Origin of the sequence: Pseudoalteromonas marina (assembly GCF_000238335.3) — a bacterium.
Classification (GTDB): Bacteria; Pseudomonadota; Gammaproteobacteria; order Enterobacterales; family Alteromonadaceae; genus Pseudoalteromonas; species Pseudoalteromonas marina.
The window spans coordinates 40,453-58,680 of sequence record NZ_AHCB03000011.1 but is presented as its reverse complement, the minus strand read 5'-3'; the positions used below and the strand labels follow the sequence as shown (position 1 = coordinate 58,680).

At 39.5% G+C, this 18,228-nt stretch carries 16 protein-coding genes; 8 read left to right on the top strand and 8 right to left on the bottom strand.

What is annotated here, in order from left to right; all coding sequences use genetic code 11:
• Window positions 1-87: 87 nt before the first annotated feature.
• A complete protein-coding gene (locus PMAN_RS15645) occupies window positions 88-2,595 on the top strand; it encodes a zinc-dependent metalloprotease (RefSeq protein WP_010557908.1) in 2,508 nt (835 codons plus the stop codon).
• Between the two features lie 65 nt (window positions 2,596-2,660).
• Here PMAN_RS15645 and PMAN_RS15640 read toward each other — a convergent pair whose 3' ends face one another.
• The 4 genes from PMAN_RS15640 to PMAN_RS15625 form a co-directional block, all read right to left on the bottom strand.
• Window positions 2,661-3,449, bottom strand: a complete 789-nt coding sequence (locus PMAN_RS15640) for a PhzF family phenazine biosynthesis protein (protein WP_010557907.1) — start codon at window positions 3,447-3,449, stop codon at window positions 2,661-2,663.
• 16 nt (window positions 3,450-3,465) lie between these two features.
• On the bottom strand, window positions 3,466-3,939 hold the full coding sequence (locus PMAN_RS15635; RefSeq protein ID WP_006792506.1) for a pilin: 474 nt from the start codon (window positions 3,937-3,939) through the stop codon (window positions 3,466-3,468).
• Window positions 3,936-4,757 (bottom strand): hypothetical protein, encoded by an 822-nt coding sequence (locus PMAN_RS15630; RefSeq protein WP_010557906.1) that lies wholly within the window; start codon window positions 4,755-4,757, stop codon window positions 3,936-3,938. Before PMAN_RS15630 ends, PMAN_RS15635 begins: the two co-directional genes overlap by 4 nt.
• 64 nt (window positions 4,758-4,821) lie before the next feature.
• Complete coding sequence (locus tag PMAN_RS15625; RefSeq protein WP_006792508.1) at window positions 4,822-5,436, bottom strand: SemiSWEET family transporter; 615 nt, start codon at window positions 5,434-5,436, stop codon at window positions 4,822-4,824.
• A 284-nt stretch (window positions 5,437-5,720) separates the two neighbouring features.
• Between PMAN_RS15625 and PMAN_RS15620 the strand changes: the two genes are divergently transcribed.
• Both PMAN_RS15620 and PMAN_RS15615 read left to right on the top strand, forming a co-directional pair.
• Window positions 5,721-6,854 (top strand): PepSY-associated TM helix domain-containing protein, encoded by a 1,134-nt coding sequence (locus PMAN_RS15620; RefSeq protein ID WP_010557904.1) that lies wholly within the window; start codon window positions 5,721-5,723, stop codon window positions 6,852-6,854.
• Window positions 6,855-6,902: 48 nt separating this feature from the next.
• Window positions 6,903-8,057, top strand: a complete 1,155-nt coding sequence (locus PMAN_RS15615) for a tetratricopeptide repeat protein (RefSeq protein ID WP_010557903.1) — start codon at window positions 6,903-6,905, stop codon at window positions 8,055-8,057.
• A gap of 63 nt (window positions 8,058-8,120) precedes the next feature.
• On the opposite strand, the gene PMAN_RS15610 is transcribed toward PMAN_RS15615, so the two are convergent.
• The 4 genes from PMAN_RS15610 to PMAN_RS15595 form a co-directional block, all read right to left on the bottom strand.
• The gene (locus PMAN_RS15610) at window positions 8,121-10,946 is read right to left on the bottom strand and encodes a TolB family protein (RefSeq protein WP_010557902.1); all 2,826 of its coding nucleotides are present in this window, start codon (window positions 10,944-10,946) and stop codon (window positions 8,121-8,123) included.
• 126 nt (window positions 10,947-11,072) lie between these two features.
• The gene (locus tag PMAN_RS15605; RefSeq protein ID WP_010557901.1) at window positions 11,073-12,632 is read right to left on the bottom strand and encodes a PH domain-containing protein; all 1,560 of its coding nucleotides are present in this window, start codon (window positions 12,630-12,632) and stop codon (window positions 11,073-11,075) included.
• A complete protein-coding gene (locus PMAN_RS15600) occupies window positions 12,625-13,158 on the bottom strand; it encodes a PH domain-containing protein (protein ID WP_010557900.1) in 534 nt (177 codons plus the stop codon). The genes PMAN_RS15605 and PMAN_RS15600 overlap by 8 nt, the downstream gene beginning before the upstream one ends.
• A 62-nt stretch (window positions 13,159-13,220) precedes the next feature.
• Window positions 13,221-14,072, bottom strand: a complete 852-nt coding sequence (locus PMAN_RS15595) for a D-hexose-6-phosphate mutarotase (RefSeq protein ID WP_033035579.1) — start codon at window positions 14,070-14,072, stop codon at window positions 13,221-13,223.
• 427 nt (window positions 14,073-14,499) lie between these two features.
• On the opposite strand from PMAN_RS15595, the gene PMAN_RS15590 reads away from it, so the two are divergent.
• The 5 genes from PMAN_RS15590 (at window position 14,500) to PMAN_RS15570 (ending at window position 18,219) form a co-directional block, all read left to right on the top strand.
• Entirely contained in the window at window positions 14,500-14,982 is a 483-nt protein-coding gene (locus tag PMAN_RS15590; RefSeq protein WP_008131907.1) for a MarR family winged helix-turn-helix transcriptional regulator, read from the top strand.
• A gap of 106 nt (window positions 14,983-15,088) precedes the next feature.
• Window positions 15,089-16,402, top strand: coding sequence for a porin (locus PMAN_RS15585; RefSeq protein ID WP_010557898.1), 1,314 nt, complete (start codon window positions 15,089-15,091; stop codon window positions 16,400-16,402).
• 132 nt (window positions 16,403-16,534) lie between these two features.
• Window positions 16,535-16,930: a YbaN family protein gene (locus tag PMAN_RS15580; RefSeq protein ID WP_010557897.1), complete on the top strand. Its 396-nt coding sequence runs from the start codon at window positions 16,535-16,537 to the stop codon at window positions 16,928-16,930.
• 147 nt (window positions 16,931-17,077) lie between these two features.
• A complete protein-coding gene (locus PMAN_RS15575) occupies window positions 17,078-17,710 on the top strand; it encodes a PepSY-associated TM helix domain-containing protein (protein ID WP_010557896.1) in 633 nt (210 codons plus the stop codon).
• Complete coding sequence (locus PMAN_RS15570) at window positions 17,710-18,219, top strand: DUF2271 domain-containing protein (protein WP_006792520.1); 510 nt, start codon at window positions 17,710-17,712, stop codon at window positions 18,217-18,219. Before PMAN_RS15575 ends, PMAN_RS15570 begins: the two co-directional genes overlap by 1 nt.
• The last annotated feature ends 9 nt before the right edge of the window (window positions 18,220-18,228 follow it).

The following is an 18,228-nucleotide window of genomic DNA, read 5'->3' as shown; positions in this document are numbered from 1 at the left end:
AAAAGGTATTATTTCATCGATTTGTTGTACGAAACAAATTGAAATTACGTACAGTAAAAATAAATTAACAAACGAAAAGATGACATTATGAAATTAACCACCCTAACTCTTGCGCTCAGTTTTGCCCTAAGCGGCCATGCTTTTGCCGATGACAAAAAAGACGAAAAAAAACCAAAAACATTAAGTGAAATGATCAAAGGTCAAACCGAATTTGCCGGTATATTTAACCTTTATCAGGACGAAAAAACGGGTAAGCACTTAATGGTCATTAACGAATCACAGCTTGATACTTCTTTCGTTTATTTTGCTCATACAGTTGATGGGGTGACTGATGCTGGACACTTTCGTGGATCTTACCGTGAAACCAAACTCATTGAGTTTAGAAAGTACTTCGACCGTATCGATATTATAAGTAAAACACCTCGTTATAAATTTGACGAAAACAGTGCCATTTCAAAAGCCAGCAATGCAAACATTAGTGAAGCCGTACTTGCGAGTATTAAAATAGAAAAAGAAGAAGACGGTAAAATTGCATTTAACGTCAATAAATTATTTTTAAGTGAAGCACTTCATAAAGTATCTCCTACTATCAATCCCGCAGATAAAAATGCGAAAAAACGTTTTAAAGTAGGCAAGCTAGACAGCAAAAAATCGCGCATTATTAAACAGCGTCCTTACCCAAATAACTTAGACGTTGTCGTAGATTACGTATTTACCAATGCAAGTCCAACCGTTCGTGGCTCTGGCGCAGTAAGTGACCCGCGTAGTGTTTCTGTGAAGGTTCAGCATTCATTTGTAGCACTCCCACAAAACAACTACCAACCTCGTTTAGACGATGCGCGCATTGGTTATTTCACAAACCAGTTTGATCAAATGACGTCAACTGATTGGACGCCTTACGAAGATGTAATTAAGCGCTGGGATTTACAAAAGAAAAACCCAAGCGCTGCACTTTCAGAGCCTGTAAAACCAATTACATGGTGGATAGAAAACACCACACCAATAGAGTGGCGCGACACAATTAAAGACGCTGTACTTGCATGGAACAGCTCTTTTGAAAAAGCAGGCTTTAAAAATGCCTTAGAAGTAAAAATACAACCTGATGATGCCGACTGGGATGCAGGCGACATTAATTACAATGTACTGCGTTGGACCTCATCGCCAAAACCACCATTTGGTGGCTACGGGCCTGCACTTGCCAACCCGCTAACAGGCGAAATACTGGGCTCAGACATTATGCTTGAGTTTGTATTTATGAAAAACCGCTGGATTTACGACACCCTTTATACACAAGGCGCTATGAGCCACAGCAATAGTACACATACTGGTGAATTAAACTGCTCATTAGGCCATGAAATTCAACAAAACCTTATGCTTGCAAAGGGCTTAGCTGCTGGCGATAGCATTGAAGAAAACGAAATGATACGCCAAGGGTTAACACAGCTTATTCTGCATGAAGTAGGTCATACATTGGGCCTTAACCACAACATGAAATCATCTATTTTGTGGGATGAGAAAGAAGTGCACGACAAGAGTAAAACCCAAGGTATCGTAACAGGCTCAGTAATGGACTACGCACCGGCTAACATTGCACCAATTGGCATGCAGCAAGGGGATATTTTTCAAACTAAACCAGGCCCATACGACGACTGGGCTATTAACTACGGATACAGCGTAGCGCTGGCTGACGCATCTGCCGAGCAAGCTCGCCTTAGTAAAATTCTTGCGCGTTCTAGTGAGCATGCTTTAGCATTTGGTAACGATGCAGATGATATGCGCGCGCCGGGCCGTCATATCGATCCCCGCGTAATGATTGGCGATTTGTCATCAAACCCAGCAGCCTATGGTGCAGACCGTATGGCACTTATCAATAAACTGTTTACTGAGCTTAAAGATAAAGCCACTGTTGAAGGTGATTCTTACCAGCAACTTGTTACCTCAGCTAATAGCTTATTTGGCCAGTACAGATCGCAGGCAGGTATTGTATCTCGCCAAATTGGTGGGGTTTATGTAGAGCGCGCCGTTGTAGGTGATACAAACGCCGACAAACCTTTCACCCCGGTGCCGCTTGAAAAACAAACTCAAGCCATGGAAATTCTAGCCGAGTACGTGTTTGCACCTGATGTGTTACAAAGCATGCAACCGCTTTATAACTTCATGCAGCAACAGCGCCGCGGGTTTAATCACTATGGTAAAAATGAAGACCCTAAACCTCACAAAATGATTTTGGGCATGCAAAAGTCTGTGCTTGCACAGCTATTGCACCCAGCCGTTTTACTGCGTATTTCAGATACCGCTTTATACGGAAACGAATATAGCTTAAATCAATTTATGGGGGATTTAACTGCAAGTATTTTTGTTAAAGACGCAGAGGCCAGCTCAATCAGTCACAATTTACAAATTGAATATGTAAACCAACTGATTGCAATTGCAGGTTTAGGCAAACCAAGCAAATTCGATAACCTCGCTAAAACAGCCGCGCTTTATCAGTTAACCGAAATAGCGGATACAAGCCTGTCATGGGGCGCAGATACTGCAGCCAAAGCCCATAAAAAGTATATTGATCGCTTAATTGCAAAAGCACTCGAAGCGTAAATAGTTGTAACAAAAAAAGGCCACATTGATTGTGGCCTTTTTTATAAACTTAATTCCTATCACCATTAAAGGTAAATTGTGCCTTTTAAATACCTAACAGCATGGCCTGTTAAAGTTACTGTTGACTCCCCAACATCGCACTGTATATGACCACCTCGGCTAGATGCCTGATAGGCAGTTAACTGTGTTTTACCTAACAACGGTGCCCAATATGGAGCAAGCCCTGTATGAATAGAGCCCGTGACATAATCTTCATCGCCACCGCTGGCAGGCCAAAAATAACGAGAAACAAAATCGTATTCATCACTAGGCGCAGTGGCAACTACATCGTATGGCGCTAATGTTTTTAAGAGTAGCGACTCGGTATTTAAGCTCTCTACTTGCTTAGCCGATTCATAAACAGCAAAGTAAGCTTGGCGATTTTTAAGTACCTTAATAGGTTGTATAGACAAGCCATTTAACAGTGCCTGTGGCGGGTTTTTAACCTCTACAGGTGCTTGTTTAGGGAATGTCATGGCGAAGCTACCATCATTGTTTTTATTAACAATAAGCTCACCCACTGCATCAGCGATAAAGCGAATTTGCGATACATTATGTTCTTCACATAATACATACGCAGCAGCCAAAGTGGCATGGCCACAAAAGTCTATTTCCATTAAAGGTGAAAACCAACGAATAGCAAAACGCCCATCAGTTTGCCTACAGGTAAACGCAGTTTCAGATACGTTGTTTTCAGCGCCTATGTTTAGCATTAGGTCATCATCCAACCACGACTCAAGTGGGATAACAGCTGCATAATTGCCTTTAAATAAAGCGTGTGTAAACGCATCAATTTGGTGAATAGTTAATTGCATTAGCTTCCCTAGTATTTTAAATACACGCCGAGGGTAATAAATCTTTTGGCACTGAGGTTTTATTTTCACCAATCGCTTTCATTCCTGTGACTGGCTGATCAAAGCCGCACAACCAAGAAATTGGGCTAGAGGGGCTGCCCTCAACAACTGCTGGTCTAAACGTTAACGTGGTATTTTGTAAAGGCCGAGATGCTTTGTTGCCTAAAGCAATATGTATGGCACCGTTTTTAATAGTAATTCCCGTTACCCTATTCCCTATTAAGTATTGACTAGCAGGGACACCCGCTTCTTCATTATTATTAGGAAAACGTTTATTCTCGAGGTAAAACACAGTTACGTCTTCTCGTATTGCAGCCGCCATAGCAAGTGGATCAACAAGCTCTGCCTTTTGCATGTATTTACTGTATTGAGGCAATGCTACAGCAGCCAAAATACCAATAATTGATACAACCACCATTAACTCTATGAGCGTAAATCCTTTTGCTTTCATAATACTTCTCCATACATAAATAGTGGTTTATAGGCCGCTGATACAAACAAATAAATAGAGACAACAATCACTGCACCATAAACGATTATAAGTTTATTAATAAAGTATTTTGCGCGCTGATTAAACTGTTTTAACTGCTGCTGTAACAGTACTTCAAACTCATTTTGAGCATTTAACCCCAGTGCTTCACACTCATATAAATGCTTTGTTTCTGTGGTTGTAACACCTGAATTTACTGAGCTTAATGGAAAGAATAAAATAGCAGTTAGTGTTTCGTAGTTTTTGACTAGTTTTCGTGGGAAAAACACTTTAAACAAGCCTGAAAACGGCTTTAACTCACTCAATATACTGGCGTTTTTGAGCTTTAAAATTACGCTGAGTATAAAACTAAGCAGCAAAAATAATAATATGATCGGAACATACCAATAGCGAAAATAGCTATCAAAGACATTGTGATCATGTTGTTGATTCATGCTGTACATGTCTACAAATGCAGGGACAACAAAAAGTTGGTAAAGAAGAGAAGATAAACAAAAAAACGCAAAAACAAACGTCAAATAAACAAGCCAGCCTTTATGCTCAAATTTAAAATCGTTGATTAATTTGGGTAAGCACTGGTAATAAGTTGCACTTTTTTGTGCGGCTATTTCGTCTTGCGACACAACACCTGCAACTAGCGCTTTTGCAAGTTCACTATCGTCGTTATCGCCTTGGTATATGCTTAGTCTCGCCTTTTCACTTAACCTTAGCTTATCGCTTTTGCTTAACTGTGCTGAACTATTTATTCGGCATAAATAGCCAAATTGCTCCCAATTCATACTCTATCCTTTGAATAACGATAAAGTAACATGCCATATATTTACCTAAATATAAATGAAAACATTAAGCCATTATCGGTCGCATTTTATAATATTGCATACAACCAAATTGCACGGCATTAGTCAGCAACAACATGATAAACATAAGTAAGTGTGAAGTACTTGGTGTGGTATTTGTTAACTCAACAACTAAGCCACAAATGCCCGCTATGAACTGCAAACTAAAATAACGAGCACTTAAATTACTTACATCACCTGTGCGCAGCGTTTTGTAGGTTTGTGGCATTACGCGCACTGAGCTCATCACCAATCCTACATAGGTAAGTGCGTTGAGCACCCATGCGGTATCAAAGTTTGGACTTAATAACAGCGAAAACGGCATAAGCGAAAAGCCAAGCATAAGCACTAACTGAAGCCGTTCTTGCTTTGCGGCGTTGTAACGGGCAAAAAAGTACAAGATCAAGCCGCTTAATACGCCTGTTACAAAAAAAGGTAAAGCAATAAAGTATCGCTCAAAATAAATGTTATACGTTATGAAATAGAGACTCTGTGCGACTCCAAATGTCATCATCAGCAAAGATAAACCAGAAACACTTCTGTTTTTTCTAATTTTATTTAGCAATGGTAAAAAGCTAAAAAGTAAAATAAATGAAGACAAAATAGGCAAATAGTGCGCCAAAACAACCTCGCTGTTACATAACGGTTACTTTAATTACTTAATAAAAACATTTATTAAACATATGTTTTAAAAGGCTTTTACTGTGAGCGCGGCATTGTAGAGTGAAGTTAATTTAACTCAACTAAACAACAAAAACCCTTTTTTGTAACTGGAAACTTATATTTACAAAATATGTTATGTAATGTGCACAGTTTATTAATTTCCCGAATACTTACTCAACCACTATTAAATACAAATAACAATTGATATCATTTGCATATAAGTAATTTAGAAAACAATAACCCATGAGAAAAACACTTTTCAAAATTCATAGCTGGATTGCTCTCATTGCAATTATTCCATTAATTGTAATAAGTATTACTGGCAGTGTGCTTGTATTTAAAAGCGAGATAGATGGCTTACTTATGCCCGAAAGTCATTTTGTGATTAGCACTCAACCTGAACGCTTGAATATGGATGAGTTAATTTCCATCACTCAGAACGCTTACCCTGAGTATGTTATCGGTAGCTGGGAAATTTTTAACGACGATACTGCTGATCGGGTTTACTTAATCGAGCGCGAGTCGCAAGTTTGGTATAAATTTCATTTAAATCAATATACTGGTGATATTTTGTCAACTCCCGTGGGAACGAGCCATTATTTTACAGATTGGTTTTTAGAACTCCATTACACCTTTTTACTCAATGATTTAAAAAGCTTACCAGGCCAAACAGGCACCGTTTTGGGGTTCTTTTTTGCTTTATTTTTATTGGTGCTTGGAATAACCGGCCTCATTATTTACCGAAAGTTTTGGCAACGCCTATTTACCGTGCGTTGGCGCGCAACATTACAAATCGTATTAAGTGATATTCATAAAATGACTGGTGTTATTGGCTCACCTATTTTAATTGTTTTAGCTATAACCGGTGGTTATTTTAATGGTGCCGTTTGGTATCACGAAGTACTTGAACATGCTGAAGAAGAACATCATGCCCTAACCAAAAACCTGTATAGCAAAAATGTTTCCTTCCAAGATATTTTAGATGACAGCAAGCAACAAATAGCCACGTTCAACAGCACTTACTTGGTTATGCCATTAGAACCTGACGACAACATTACTGTATTTGGTGAAGTAAATTCTAATAACCCACTGGCAAGTGAATACGCTAATACCGTTTCGTATAACAAAATCACTGGTGAGCATATTGCCAATTGGGATATACGCCAAGTAGGTCTTGGCTGGAAAGTGCTAGACAGCTTTCGTAAGCTTCATTTTGGTTATTTTGCTGGCCTAATAAGTAAAATACTGTGGAGTTTTATAGGGCTAAGTCCACTATGGCTAAGCGCTACTGGCTTTTATTTATGGTTCACACGCCGCAAACGTAAAAAACAATCGCAAATAAATCGTCATAATAAACAACGAACAATAACCGCTTGATTAAAAAGTCACCTCAATGTAATGTGAAAAATCACATTGAGGTGGCTTATGAAATCTATAGTATTAGTTACATTATTTTTGGTATTTTTAAGTGCATGTAAAAGCACTCCAACAACGCCTACAGTTGAGCAACCCCAGCTTACTGCGCTTATTAATCACACCCGCTTTAAACAAATAGACACTCCCACTGAGTTGAATATTTTTGAATTGCCAAACGCCGAAAAAAAACGCTTTTTAGCTTATGCCGACCAGCAGCAACTAAACGGTGTTAGAACCGATCGTATTATTTACAACTATTTAGAAAACCAACTTAGCGATTTTAAGTACCATGGCGATACATTAACGTCTGCACAAACTCTTACTCGCGAACAAGGTAACTGTATTAGTTTAGCGGTTCTTACTCAAAGTTATGCAAATGCGCTGGGTCTAGAAACCAGCTTTCAAGAAGTTACTAGCGAACCTGTGTATGCAAAAGAAAGTGGAATGGTCTATGTAGCTAATCATTTCAGAACCAAGGTATATGCACCAAAAGTTGAGAAAGAAGATAACATTATCCAGATTTTTCGCCCAGGTACCATTATCGATTATTTTCCTACTCGCGGTAGCTTTTATTCCGGCAGTGCCAGCTACAACGATTTGGTTGCGAAGTTTTATAGTAATTTAGCGGCTAAAGCACTAGCTAAAGAAAAGCTAAACACCGCTTATTCTTTTATTTTACAAGCTAACAACTTTACTCCGAATGATGCTGAGCTTTTTAATATGGCAGGTATTTTACATCGCCGTGCGGGCGATTTAAAAACAGCAGAAGTAATTTACGAAACCGCTATAAACAATAATCTATCGAATATAAATTTAATTAATAACTATCAATTATTAGCTAAACAACTTGGTAAAAGTGAACTTGCTGAGCAACTAACTAGTCAATTAGTTAATAAAGAGAAAGGCCCTTATGAACTGCTTGTTCTAGCAAAAAACGATTTACAAACCGGTTTTATTAATCGAGCAAAAGACCACTTAGAACTCGCCATCGTTAAAGCTCCCTATATTTCTGAGCTATACCTAGAGCTTGCTAAAATTCGCTACCAGCAAGGTAAAAAACAGCACACAAAGCGGCTAATTAAAAAAGCAATTGAGTATGAGCGAGACGATAAAAAGTTAAACGTATATCAAGCCAAATTGTTGTCGCTGCAATATAAAGATTAGGGTGAATTGAACTGTGGTTAATCGATTTACTACCCACAGTTCAACTAAGCTCATTAAATTTATTTAAAGCGAATAGTAAAAGCTCAGCCATGCACGCATTTCATCGTCAAAGCTACTGCCCTCAACACGCGACACACCCACATTAAATGTTAAATCGTTGACACCCGCAGGTCCCATGCCAAAGCTAAAATCACCTTGGTATTTTAAACCGTAACTTTGTGCGTAAACGCTACCATCTAATTGATGTTGAGTGTAATAAAGCCATGGCATACCTTCTTTATAAGTAACTCCGCCGCCATACCCTTGGTAACGCTCGGCAGTTTCACTATAAAAAGGCAGATCAGCAGCAAGCACAAATTCGCTATTGTAGTGTTGGTTTATAAGGTTTGAGTTAAACCCGCCTAGCGCAAGGCGTGCATCGTCTCGCTGCTTTTGTGTGAAATTAATGTACAAAGGAGCGTTATACACCTTACCAAATATGCTCGCATCGAGATCATAACCTTGCCAATTGTTTTCACCTTTACCTTCGTACCAACGAGCATTAATACGTTGTCCTATAGCAAACGTTTGGCGGTCATATTGCCAACGTTGAGCAAAACCAACACGCGTCCAACGAGTATGGCTTTGTTTGTAATCGGTATAGTTATAAGCAAGCTCAGGGGTTAAGCTTAATTGGCCAAACTTAAGTGGATAGCTCATTGCTACAAACCCACCAAGAGCATCTATTTCGTTATTTAAATTGCTTGGGCTTAAAGCTTGATATTGGCGTGAGGTATCTAAGTTGTAGTCATACAAAGCGAGTTTAAACTTAACATCAAGCGCATTGTATTTAGCGTTTACAAACCCGCCATGTAATGCATCATCGTTTAAGTCAATGCTATAACCAGCTTGCAGGTCTAGCTGCTTTAATAAATCACTGCTTTTAATACCCATAGTTAATAAGCTGGTCGATGCAGAATAATACTGAGAGCCCAACGCAAAGGTTGCGTGCTGATCAAATATTGCATAATCGCGCTGTTCGCCAACCTCTTGCGTGTATACTTTAGCCTTTGGCAACGTGTGCTCATTAACCATTAATAGCGGGGCTTTGCTATTAACAGCTAAATCGGTCACCGTCGTTTTAATACTGGTATTCGCTAGGCTTTTTACATCAGGGCCGTCGGCATTAATCGATAAATAAAGCAGCGTTTCATCTTGCATTTCAATGGGGTGAGCAACCGCTTCTTGCCCATGTGTTAAACGCTTTAGGGTATTACTGGCTATATGGTAATTATAAATATCAGTCGTTTTATTTAATCCCGCAACAAAATAGATTGATTCGCCATTGTCACTAAAGCTAGGTTGGGTTAAATATTGATATCCGTTTGGCATAGGTACAGGCTGGCTAATACCTCTATCAACATCTTGTATATACATCTGCCAGTTTTCGTTTAAAGAAGCTGATAAATAAACTAATTTTTTATTATCGGGGCTAAGCGTGGGGTAATCGTATGCAGTATTTAAGCTTTTTTTGAACAACGGCGTTATGGTGCCGGTATTAATATCTACTTTTACTAATTCAGAATAGCCATCACGTATTTGCTCTGCATACAAAGTGTCACCGTCGCTTGTTGCACTAAAGCGTCTTAGCCCTGCAAACTCGGTTAGCTTTTCTACGTTGCCGGTTTCAATGTTATAGCTAAATATATCAGACACCCTATTATAAATACCCGACTCTTCAGTACTATAAGCATTAAAATACAGTGTCGTGCTATTTACCCATTGCGGGTTGGCTATACCTGCCCGGTTTATTTGATTAAGCACTTGCTTTTGTTCACGCTTAAACACGCTCGGTGGCGTATCGGGTATATCGAGTGGGTCTTGCTTAATTAACTCATTTTGTGCCTTTTCAAAGCTCTCCATCGCTTTGGTGTTATCTTCAGTGCTATAAATAACGAGCTTAGTATTACGCTTTGCATCACGCTCAACTATTGCAAGCTTGCTGCCATCATGTGAAAGTGCTGGATTGCTTGCGTATAAATCAAGCTCTAGCCATAGCTCACTATCAAGTGGTTGCTCTCCTTGCTCTTGCTGCATGGCATTATACGTATATTCAGCAATAAAACGGCGATATAGCTTCGCTGCGCTTTGGCCAAACACACCTTCAAATGCTTCATCAAAATCACGCGACTTAACTGCCTGCATTCGGGTCCATACACTATCAAGTATTTGCTCAGAAAATGTTTGCTCTAGCCAATATAAAAACCGACTGCCCATCAAATAGGCCATAGAGCCACCCATAAAACCATTATCACTATTCAATTGCCCATAGGTTGGTAGCGCACCTTGTTGAGCAAATTCTCGTAATATCGACTCAGAGTAATTATCAAATAACCGCCCTCGTCCGGTCATTTTAGATTCAATTAACGTTGCATACCCTTCAGCAACCCAGCGCGGCGTATCACTGTAGGTTAAATCGTAAATATCCCACAAACCGCGCACTTTTTGCTGCCAGTGGTTGCGTGTAGGCTGGGCTAAATGCACTAAATGAATGTATTCGTGCAACACCAGTAACTGCTGCCAACCAGAACTGTTTGAAATCACCGTATCAGACTGCGGTGGGGTAGTAAAAAGTGCCATTACTGGGTTGCTTGATGTCGGCAAGGCAAACCCGTTCGCCGCATTTAAGGGGTCAAACACGACAACATCGACTATTTCATCGAGTGCACGATTTTGTTGTTCAAGCACTTTCGTGCGAACAATTTCAAGTTCAACCGCGGTCGATTTAGCAAAATCAATATGCTCAATGCTGTAGTGCACATTAAAATGCTCGGTATGAATGGTTTGCCAATCCGCAGCGAACGCGGGGGCAGCGAGCAACAAAGCTGAGGCAATGAGTGACTTTTTCACAATAATCCCTTAAGTAGCATTTTCAATAATGCTTAGAGTATTATTAAACTCACTGAGTTTGCAGTAAAAAAGTGTAATAAAGCATGTGCAAATGTGTTTTCGCACATACTTTATTGTTTGCAGAAATTACATCCAACTACGAGTGTCTGACTCAGCCTGTTTAAGCGTAAAATCAATCACAAAATCAGCGTCTTGCTCTTTTATGTATGGCATAAACGCAAAGCCATGAGCAAGTTGTATATACAGGCTTTTCAATCCTGATCTTCGCATTAAATAGGTACTTTCGCTGCTAGCACTTTGTACTTTATAAAGTTCAAACACGCGGTAATGTACGCCAATCATGCCTTTACGTACAACCATGTAAAATCGGCCATCATCTTCATGTAAATAGTAACCATAACGTTGATACGACAAGGTAACTAAGCCTGCAAATACACCAAGAACACCCAAGCTGATAAAGTAATTAAACTCATTAAAATAACAAAACACAGCAACAAGTAGACTAGGTAACAATGCATACAAAACTAAGTTTTTATACCAAAGTGCTCGCTCTGCCTGCTTAAATGCCAGTGCGCTGTTGTTAAACCACGGGTAAATCCACTGGCATACGCTGTTTACTTGCTCGTTATTTAATACAGGTAAAACTAAGGTTTGTTTATTTTTTTTAGCGGCCATACCCGCCATTGCACCACCGCTACTCGCTTGCAAAAATTCAACGGTAAAGCGCTTAAGTAACCGGGCAATAATATTTTGCTTAATGACAATCGACTGCACTTTGTCTAAGCTCATCGATAACTGGTGGCGCTCTAATAAACCGGCAATGCGTTTAAACTTTTTACCTTTAAAATAAAGCTGATAATTATAAAACCGAATCAGCGACATTCCCACCGAAAGCAAAACAGCAATAAGCACCACAAGTACAAACATTGTGAATATAGCAAATAACGCTGCACTGGCTACAAGACCAAGTTCTTGCTCATAAAACCCTTCTACTTTTGTGATTAATTGCTTTTCAAGCACATCGGCTACCACATTTATGAGCGGTGCAATGGCGGCTAGCGCTAAAATAGCCATGTTTGACATTAAACCAAACTTGGCTATTTCTTTGTTAGAAATAAACAAACTACTTTGCTCAGTAGCCTCGTCTGTTTCTACTTCACTGTCTGGCTCAAGTTGCTGTTGGGCCTTGTAAGCAAATATTTGCTTTCGCATTTGCTCTGCGTAACCTTGGGTTACGCCCGGCAATACAGCTTCTTGAGCCGCGCTACCTGCCGCATCAAAAATACAATTAACCAGCGTTACTGGTTTAAAGTAAAAAGGCTCAGCAATATTTACATTTTGTACTCGCTCAAATTTAAGCGTTAAACGTTCTTTTTTAAAAACGCCTTTATTGAGTAGTATTTCGTTATCGCTTGAAATGCAAAATCTAAAGTTTCTGTAATATAAAACCGAGTATAAAAGCAAAGCACTTACAGCTACTGCTGCTGCAATTTGCCCCCAGAAGAGTTTGTTTTCTACTTGTGTAACAAATACAAAACCAAGCGGTAATAGGTTAAATATACCGTCGCGCACAAAACGCACACCAAAATGGACAACAAAATACAAAAGTGCCCAAGGCGATACTTTTTGCCACAATTGCACCTGGCCAGCATCCGTTTGTGTGGTATGAGGTGTAAAATCACTCATCGGCTGGTACAGCCTGAATAGACGTTTGTTCTTGGCGGTAATCTTGAACAAACTGGCGCATATTTTTACAATCCGTGTGTGTAAGCCCGCTTACTTGCAAATCGGCACTCATGCCACCGGCGCTATACAGCTTTAAACTGGCTAAACCCAGCTTTCGCTCAATGGGGCCACGGTGTATTTCAATGTGCTGCACGCGCGCTAGCGGTAAAATAGTCACCCGCTGCCAAATAATTCCTTTTTTAAACGCAATGTCGTGCTGACGCATAGCCACACCTTGCAATTTAATACTCGCAACGCTGTAAAGCATAGAAGCGAGAATTAAAATAGGCATACCAATTAATAAATACGTTTGCGCGTTATTCGCAAAATTTTCGTTGAAGTAACAAATTGCGGCTAATATTGCGCTAAAAGGAATGTAAAACACTAACCAGTTAAGCTGTGCATGCAGCAATGCTTTATCGGCAAGCGCTTTAAATTCAATGTTTTTATGCTGTGGTAAATCCGTTATTTGCTGATTGTTAAACACACTATTTCCTATACTGTTTTTATTATTTTATTCACACACAAAGCCTAATTAGGCATATCTTATTATGCCCATTCTATAGATGTTACCAACGTGTGGCTTTGCTGTGGTGCAAGAGTAACAGCATCATCTAATACATTGGCGGCTTCTAGGCATAACATGGTTTTGTATTCATCGTCAGCAAAATTAGACAAGCGCTTTGATTTTTCAATCCACGGATTCCAAAGCACACACGAACTAGAGTTTGCTCGCCCAACTTTAATAACGCCTTCGGGCGTATTTATGTATTGAATAGGTGTGGCTTGGGTGTAAACCATATCGGTTTCACGTTCAAATCCAACAACCGCTTGTTGCGTAAAAGGTCCTTCAGCAAATTCAATATATTGCGCGCCTTGTAAGCCGTCAACGTGTGTATTAGTAATATCTGACGTTGGAAAATATGTATGCAACGCTTGTGTATAGCTAAACGCCGTATCGCCTAAGTTTGTTGTGGTTAATCTCACCTCAAGCGAATCACTTAAAACAAATTCCACCTTCAATGCCGACTGATGCGGCCAATATTCAGTGTTCACCAACTTCATGGGTAACTTTAAACTCACCGTAATACATTCCTCAGTTTCATTAACCTCATCAGCTTGCCACAAGCTGGTTCGGGCAAAACCGTGTGCGGGCCAACCACCGTTAGCATGTGTCCCAAACCAAGGCCAACAAATAGGAATACCACCGCGAATACTCATGCCTTCTGAGAAAGTTTCATTGCCCGACACCCAAATAAGAGGTTGCTTGCCCTTAGGTGTAAATTGCGTAATTTGGCCACCTTGCAAAAATATTTTTGCATCGCACAAATCACTTTCAATATTAATAAATTCAAGACCGGTTTCGGTGTGTTCAATGCTCACTGATGGCGATAATTTCATGCCTTTCCCTTTAATATTAATAATCACAACGTTCAATACTCTTACATATAACGTAAAGTATAAACCAAGCAAATAAGTTTTTGCTTATTCAGACAATCATTGTGAGCATATTGATAGTTGTATATCATGCACTTACTTAATCTACACTTTAATTAATTACACACTAAACGCATAAAATGAATCGTAAAAAAGCAATTTGAGCCGTGTATTTAATAGTTCAAACGTAGCTAAAATGCTTAACGAAGCACTCCCACCTATAAAAAACCTTAACTAAAGGGGTGTTGCTTTAAGGTAAATTAGTTTCTACTCTAATTAATAAAAACGAGTAACAGCAGTAAAAAATTAAATTTTTAATTTGAATTCAATTTATTTGATGTGTAACATTTCGCGATTATGGCAAAGCATCGCTTTTCGACGAGATAAACACATGCAAAAATATGACGAGTTATTGGTATCTTTACGTAAAGTGATCCGAGCGATTGATTTACACTCAAAGCAACTTAATAAAACAGCCGGCTTAACTGGCCCACAACTGCTTATAATGCACGAAGTGTCTCAAACTGATGGCATCACTGCTAGCCGCATTGCACAAAATGTAAATTTAAGCCCAGCGACCGTAACTAATATTCTCGACAGAATTGAAAGCAGAGATCTGGTCACACGCGTTCGAAGCCAAATGGATAAACGTCGAGTGAGCTTACACCTCACCGAAAAAGGGAAAGAATTACTACTTAAAGCCCCTCAACCATTACAAGAACACTTCATAGAAAAGTTTTCTGGTCTGGCTGAATGGGAGCAGTCTTTATTACTTTCATCTATGCAGCGTATTGCAGCCATGATGGATGCAGATAAATTAGATGCATCTCCTTTGCTTGAAGTGGGCGCACTTACACAAGCGCCTAAAGAATAAAAAACGAACAATAAAAAATATAATGGTTTTGTACTAAGCTCTTAACCCAAGGTGTTATTAATATCTTGGGTTTTTATTTTTAACCAAACGAAAAGAAGCAGCTAATATGACCAAACTCTCAAAATTATCGCTCGCATTTATTTTAGGTAGTGTTTCGAGTACTTCTTACGCCACCGATATCGATACGCTTCAAAGTCAATTAAAACAACTACAGCAGCAAATGAAGCTGCTTGAACAAAAACTAGTTGAAGAAAAATCTAAACAGCAAAAAATTAACGAAAAACACCAAGAGCAAGTTGCACTTATCGAGAAAAAAGCTGACCAAAACGTTGTGGTGGCAGAAGCTCCGAAAGAAAAAAGCAGCGGCATAAAGGTCGGCGGTGCTATTCGAACTAACTTTAGTTATGCATCGTATGATGACGATAACGAAGACCGCGGCGGCGACTTCGATTTTGACGTTTTTAGACTTAATTTTTCTGGTGATGTAGGCGACGTTATTCTTAACGCAGAAATTCGCTTTTTTGATTACATGACCGCAGTAAAATATGCTTATGCAGCGTACGATTTTGCAGACGATTGGCAAGTACAAGCAGGTATCACCAAAGTACCCTTTGGTAACTGGCCTTATAATTCGCACAACTGGTTTTTTAACACCACCTATTACATCGGTTTAGAAGATGATCACGATTTAGGCATCATGTTTAAACGTAAAATTGCAGATAACTGGCAATTAGATCTTGGCTTTTTCAAAAACGATGAGCTTGGTGGCGTAGATGGCTACGTTGACAACCGCAGCGATCGCTATTCATACGATGTAGTTGGCGTAAGAGCCCCAGAAGACGGCATTTACGCAGAACCTGTAACCCAAATAGGCGAATACAATACGTTTTCGGGCCGTTACGGTTACCATTTTGAACATGACGGCGGCACAACCGAGTTAGGTTTTTCTGCGTTATCTGGCGGGTTACATGACGGTAATGACCGCGCGGGCGACTATTATGCATGGGCTATGCACCTAAATAGCAATATTGATGCATGGAACTTTCAGCTTCAACATGGTGAATACAACTACGACATAGATAATATTGATCGTATGGCCGTAGGTGCTTACTCGTTTTACGACAGTATTGCCGCAGAAGCAACCATGACCAATGCAAACATCGCTTACAGCATGCCAGTTGAGTGGGGCCCAGTGACAGGCCTACAATTTTATAACGATTACGGGATTATCTACGATAAATCTGACAACAGCGCAGATACGTGGATGAACGTGACGGGTGTTTCTGTAGCCGCTGGCGGCTTGTTTACCTACTTTGATTTTGTACATGCTAATAACCAACCTTTCGTTGGTGGATCGATTGCAGGTGACAGCAGCGAAACAGAAAAACGCTTTAATATAAACATTGGTTATTATTTTTAATAACTACTGTTTAGTCTACAAAAAAGGGCATACTGGGTATGTCCTTTTTTATTGGAATAGCGTTTTAGCTTTATAATAAATGTAAAATTGGCCTACACTTTAAATTAGTCGCCACTCACTATAGCGCCGTCAATGAATATAAAATCGTCACTTATCTGTTATAAAAATGTAGGGTTAAAAATGCTAGGCTTAACCTTAGTGGCGCTAGGCATTGTAGGCATTATGCTTCCGGTCATGCCCACGACTATATTTTTTATTTTGGCGCTCACTTGTTTTACTCGCTCATCACCTGCACTTGCAAATTGGTTACTTAATCACCCTCGCTATGGTGTTACCTTGCAGCAATGGCAAGCTCATAAAGTGGTACCAACTAAAGCTAAGTACTTTGCCGCTATTGGTATGCTTATTGGCTTTATACTTTTACTTAACTCAACAGCACCTAATTGGGTTGTATACCTTGTAGCAGCAATAGAAATTGCGGTTATGATTTACCTTATTTTAAGACCCTCACACCCCCCTAAGCATTAAACCTCGTTTAAACGCACTAACTAGCTTAAAAATTATTTAGCCTGAATTCAGGTTATTTAAAATATTAATGTAAAGTTACGTAAGTAAATTTGTAATAAGTAATGCAAATCATTATCATGTAATAAATTTTATTACATTAAATTATTTATGTCGTTTATTAATAAGCGAGCTTTGTACAGTACAAGCCGTGCCCTACATATTTATATTTCTACCGCTTTGTTTTTTTTACTCATTCTATTTTGCGTTAGCGGTATTGTACTTAACCATGTTGACTGGCTTAAAAACGATAAAAGTAACGGGCACGTCACTGCAACTATTCCAGCTGAGCTTGTAGCTAAAGCCAACGCACAGCTAAGTACACTGCCTTCGCTTTACCCAGAAATAGAAGCCTATCTAGCTACACAATACTCACTCACCAAGGTAAAAAGTATTGAATGGGAAAAAGAAGACGCACTTGTCATGCTCGACTATCCCCTTCCGGCCGGTTTTGCTTACGCTGAGCTTGACTTTACAACTGGCGAGCTAAACCTCGATTACCAAACAGGCGGCTTTTTAAGCCTTATTGGCGATTTACATAAAGGTCGCTACACCGGTGAAGTGTGGAGCTGGGTAATTGATATCTCAGCGGTATTGATGATTATTTTTGCCATCACCGGCATGATTATTTTGTTTCAAAACAGAAAAAAACGCTTAGCAGGTATATGGATAACCGTTTTAGGCATCGCAACGCCATTGGTTATTTATTTATGCTGGGTACCACAAATTAAAGGAGTGTCTTAATGTTAAAAGTTAGTACTGTATTTAGCGCAGCATTATTAATGGTTGCCGCACTATTTCAAACAACGGTTCAGGCACAAACGCCACAGCTAGAGATTGAACTCACCCTACCCGACCTTGACGTACAACCTTATCATCGACCGTACGTTGCTGTGTGGCTAGAAACACCAGAGCGCAAACACGTAACAACGCTTGCACTTTGGGTTCAAAAAGCCGAGTGGTTTAAAGACTTACGCCAATGGTGGCGTAAAGCAGGTAAAACCAATATTAACTTTGACGGTATAAGTGGCGCCACTAAGCGCGCTGGTACTTATACAATTGATTGGCAAGGTAAAGATTTAGACGGCAACGCCGTAGCACCTGGTAAATACCTTTTAAATATTGAAGTTGTTCGTGAAGAAGGAGGCCGTGATTACAAACGCCTCGAACTCGATTTAACAAAGCCAGGTAAAATTACCATCGATGGTAAAAAAGAGTTTTCAACCAGTTTTGTTACCGTAAACGCTAAGTAGTAGCTATTT

Excerpts from the sequence above, each read along its gene's own strand:
- PMAN_RS15590 (WP_008131907.1), top strand. The coding sequence starts at position 14,500 with ATGCAAAAATATGACGAGTTATTGGTATCTTTACGTAAAGTGATCCGA.
- PMAN_RS15585 (WP_010557898.1), top strand. The coding sequence starts at position 15,089 with ATGACCAAACTCTCAAAATTATCGCTCGCATTTATTTTAGGTAGTGTT.
- PMAN_RS15570 (WP_006792520.1), top strand. The coding sequence starts at position 17,710 with ATGTTAAAAGTTAGTACTGTATTTAGCGCAGCATTATTAATGGTTGCC.
- PMAN_RS15645 (WP_010557908.1), top strand. The coding sequence starts at position 88 with ATGAAATTAACCACCCTAACTCTTGCGCTCAGTTTTGCCCTAAGCGGC.
- PMAN_RS15605 (WP_010557901.1), bottom strand. The coding sequence starts at position 12,632 with ATGAGTGATTTTACACCTCATACCACACAAACGGATGCTGGCCAGGTG.
- PMAN_RS15635 (WP_006792506.1), bottom strand. The coding sequence starts at position 3,939 with ATGAAAGCAAAAGGATTTACGCTCATAGAGTTAATGGTGGTTGTATCA.
- PMAN_RS15620 (WP_010557904.1), top strand. The coding sequence starts at position 5,721 with ATGAGAAAAACACTTTTCAAAATTCATAGCTGGATTGCTCTCATTGCA.
- PMAN_RS15630 (WP_010557906.1), bottom strand. The coding sequence starts at position 4,757 with ATGAATTGGGAGCAATTTGGCTATTTATGCCGAATAAATAGTTCAGCA.
- PMAN_RS15580 (WP_010557897.1), top strand. The coding sequence starts at position 16,535 with ATGAATATAAAATCGTCACTTATCTGTTATAAAAATGTAGGGTTAAAA.
- PMAN_RS15575 (WP_010557896.1), top strand. The coding sequence starts at position 17,078 with ATGTCGTTTATTAATAAGCGAGCTTTGTACAGTACAAGCCGTGCCCTA.
- PMAN_RS15615 (WP_010557903.1), top strand. The coding sequence starts at position 6,903 with ATGAAATCTATAGTATTAGTTACATTATTTTTGGTATTTTTAAGTGCA.
- PMAN_RS15640 (WP_010557907.1), bottom strand. The coding sequence starts at position 3,449 with ATGCAATTAACTATTCACCAAATTGATGCGTTTACACACGCTTTATTT.
- PMAN_RS15595 (WP_033035579.1), bottom strand. The coding sequence starts at position 14,072 with ATGAAATTATCGCCATCAGTGAGCATTGAACACACCGAAACCGGTCTT.